Raw genomic sequence first — 2,831 nt, forward strand, 5'->3', positions numbered from 1 at the left:
CCGGGTGCATCGTCAAGGGTTGGGGCGTTATCATAACCAATGACTTGAAAGATAGACGGCTCATAGGTTTATCGGAATAGTTGTTATAGATAATAATCAATTCTGCCACGAGTTCACCCCTGAATCTACGTGGAGTGGGGAAGCCAGGGGGAAACCGAGCGCAGCTTATTGAAAGAATCAACGCCACACCCAGAGACAACTTCTCCAATATTTCCCTTAGAAATTCAACCTACGATCGCTTATCGGTTTGCTATTGCTACTCTTGTTCTGACTGAGAAACTTGATTTTGCAAGTTAGCTAATTGCGTTTCTACTGCTTGTTTGATAGAAGCTTCCATAGAACTTTGCAAATCTTTTAATCTTTGTTCTAATTCATCCATACGTTGTTCTAAAGAAACATCATTATTCCTGTCTATACTAAATCTTGATACCCTGGTTGGTGGGATATCCAAACAACCATCAATATACTCAGTTAACAGAGCAGAGGCATTAGTTCCGCTACGCTTAGCCCACTGCTGAAAAGCTTGCCATTTATTAGGATCGATCCGAAAAGTTGCCAGTTTCTTTGCTGCCATAGTTCCCACTAATTTGTTAATCTCTAACTAAAGAATATCACCCGCGAATGTATATACGCGAAGGCGTCACCGATTGATGTATGTACAAAGTATAGAATTGTATAGCGAAGAAAGCGACCTTTTCAAGGAAACCCAAGCACAGTAGACCGTTTGCGGAATGGAGTAGCGCCTCTGGGAAGCTTAACTGTAGAGTTACTGCTGAGAAACCTCATCATACAAATCGTTCGGCAAACATCCAGTCGGCTGCTCGTGCGATCGTATCCTTGGTTAATCTGGATGTTCGGAGTCGTATTTACCGCAGCTGGCGTGATGATGAATCCTGCCTTGAACGGTCAAACCCTAACTTGCGATCGCAAAGTATCTACCCCCCAGACGGTTGAAGGTTCTGTATCCGGTCGCTGTCAGTTAGAGAGTGGTACTTTTTGGGATAAAATCATTCAATCCTTCGCTTTGAGCGACCTTCAGCGAGCAGAGGTAGAATCTTCCAGCAGCAGTAAAATGTAGCGAGTTGTGTTGCTAACCAAGCAACAGTCAGTGCCTTCAGGGGGCGACAACAGGGCTGAAACGCTTTTGAATCAAGCTTTCAGGCTGTTTACCCTACCCAAAAAAATTCAGCGATTATGACAGTCTTGTTGACAATGAATAGGCAAACTTTGAGCCTAAAATCCCTTTAATACGTTGCCCCGTCCCTAAATAGGCTCAAAGTCTGCCTATATTTTAAAGGGAGTGCAAAAGCTGAAACTATTGCTAACCATAGGTTGTAGCTCCCTTGTCGCCCCCTGAAGGTTATTTGCCTAGCTTTGGGAACTGTTCCTATCAAAACAATTTCCTCGTGATGGATATGGATACGACTTACGCACTGAGTACCAAACTACGCCATTCTGGGTCGTTATCAGCCTTTCCCATCAGAATCTCAATCTAATTACTCTTCCTCGTAATCATCATCATCTGCATAATATTCATCAGAATCCCAATTTAATTCCCCTTCCTCGTAATCATCATCTTCATCATCTTCATCATCAGCTTCTTCCAATTCAGTCATCCTACGAGCGATTTGGATACGCCGACCATGCTCACTTCTATAGGTATAAAGTGTTCCATGTTCAAAAATACATTGAAGCCAGATTTCCTGATACTGCAAATCAGTCCAACTAGAAGAAGGCATAACTAAACTCAATAACTTAGGTAGAGTCATCCGGTCAACAATGATTTTGTCCTCTAGTTGTAATTGCTGAATCTTTCGGTGAGAAAGAATGCTAGGGATATCCCGTTCAAAAAGCCAATTGTCTGGGTCTAAATCTTCTAACCACAACCGCTCGTCATCACCTAAATCAATCAGCATCCAGAGCGGTTCCAATGGATAAGGAGAAGTCGGATTAATATCATTAAAACGTTCGATTAACCAGCCAGCGGAAGTACTATCACCGACAGTATACTCGCCATTCTTCAAGCAAAACAGTTTCACATTTTGTACTTCTGACGCTCGCATCAAGTTAAGTTCAATAGCGCGGTTGATAGCTTTATCTAAGCTCCAGAAATCTTGATAATTTGACGCCCCTTCCCAGTGTTGTTCGCAGGTAGGGTCATCCCAACTCTTATCCCAATAGCCCAAATCCCAGACGCTCAGCCGAGGGTCGATGCGCTGTTTTTTTGAGGTTGACTTTTTGCGAGCTTTGGCTTGGATATATCCACCAAAACCTCGTGGTCGATAACGCTTGTTCAAGGTAGTGAATCCCTCAAGGTAAATAGTTTGTGCTGGTTAAACGTTTTACTTAGTAGCTCGTATCAGCATAAGCTAGTTTTGGGTCAAGTGGCCTGGAGCTCTCGCTAGAGCGAGCAAATAATCTAACAACTCTGCCGTACTCGTGCCAGTAGCCATATCTGTATAGTTATATCCATTGCCACCATACACAACTGCCCATTTAACCATCGTCAAATTTGGTGAGTGCGAAAGTTTGACGATGAGGTCAGTTTCAACCTCTCCCCCCACAGATCCGCCAGTGGAAGCTAGCAAAGAATAAGTAATCTGGCCCAGTCCGATTCAGTTCAATTTCCCAGAACCAATTAAGAATCATCAGCAACATCCTTAACCTTTTGAAAGCGCTTTTGAGATCGAATTTTGGACACCATCAGGCTAACCAAAAATGTGTAATGAGTAAGTAGTCGGACAAAAGTAATCGACACTGTATGAACTTTTGTTAAGGCACTTGCAGGAGTGCGATCGCTACCCACGGATAGTACAAATGTATTGTAAAAA

Annotated in this window: 5 protein-coding genes; 1 reads left to right on the forward strand and 4 read right to left on the reverse strand. The window is 43.0% G+C overall.

Features of this window, described 5'->3' with window-relative positions; translation table 11 throughout:
* Window positions 1-256: 256 nt before the first annotated feature.
* Window positions 257-574 carry a hypothetical protein gene (locus H6S82_RS27550; protein WP_190474689.1) on the reverse strand — a complete coding sequence of 106 codons (318 nt, stop codon included), beginning with the start codon at window positions 572-574 and terminating at the stop codon, window positions 257-259.
* A 150-nt stretch (window positions 575-724) separates the two neighbouring features.
* Between H6S82_RS27550 and H6S82_RS27555 the strand changes: the two genes are divergently transcribed.
* Complete coding sequence (locus tag H6S82_RS27555) at window positions 725-1,078, forward strand: hypothetical protein (RefSeq protein ID WP_190474691.1); 354 nt, start codon at window positions 725-727, stop codon at window positions 1,076-1,078.
* 418 nt (window positions 1,079-1,496) lie between these two features.
* On the opposite strand, the gene H6S82_RS27560 is transcribed toward H6S82_RS27555, so the two are convergent.
* The 3 genes from H6S82_RS27560 to H6S82_RS33100 all read right to left on the reverse strand — a co-directional run.
* Window positions 1,497-2,297 (reverse strand): hypothetical protein, encoded by an 801-nt coding sequence (locus H6S82_RS27560; RefSeq protein WP_190474693.1) that lies wholly within the window; start codon window positions 2,295-2,297, stop codon window positions 1,497-1,499.
* Between the two features lie 72 nt (window positions 2,298-2,369).
* Entirely contained in the window at window positions 2,370-2,588 is a 219-nt protein-coding gene (locus tag H6S82_RS27565; protein ID WP_190474695.1) for a hypothetical protein, read from the reverse strand.
* Window positions 2,589-2,638: 50 nt separating this feature from the next.
* Window positions 2,639-2,831, reverse strand: a 193-nt coding sequence (locus tag H6S82_RS33100) for a hypothetical protein (protein ID WP_206756904.1), incomplete at its 5' end; no start/stop codon positions are given.

Origin of the sequence: Planktothrix sp. FACHB-1355 (assembly GCF_014748295.1) — a bacterium.
Lineage (GTDB): Bacteria > Cyanobacteriota > Cyanobacteriia > Cyanobacteriales > Aerosakkonemataceae > Aerosakkonema > Aerosakkonema funiforme_A.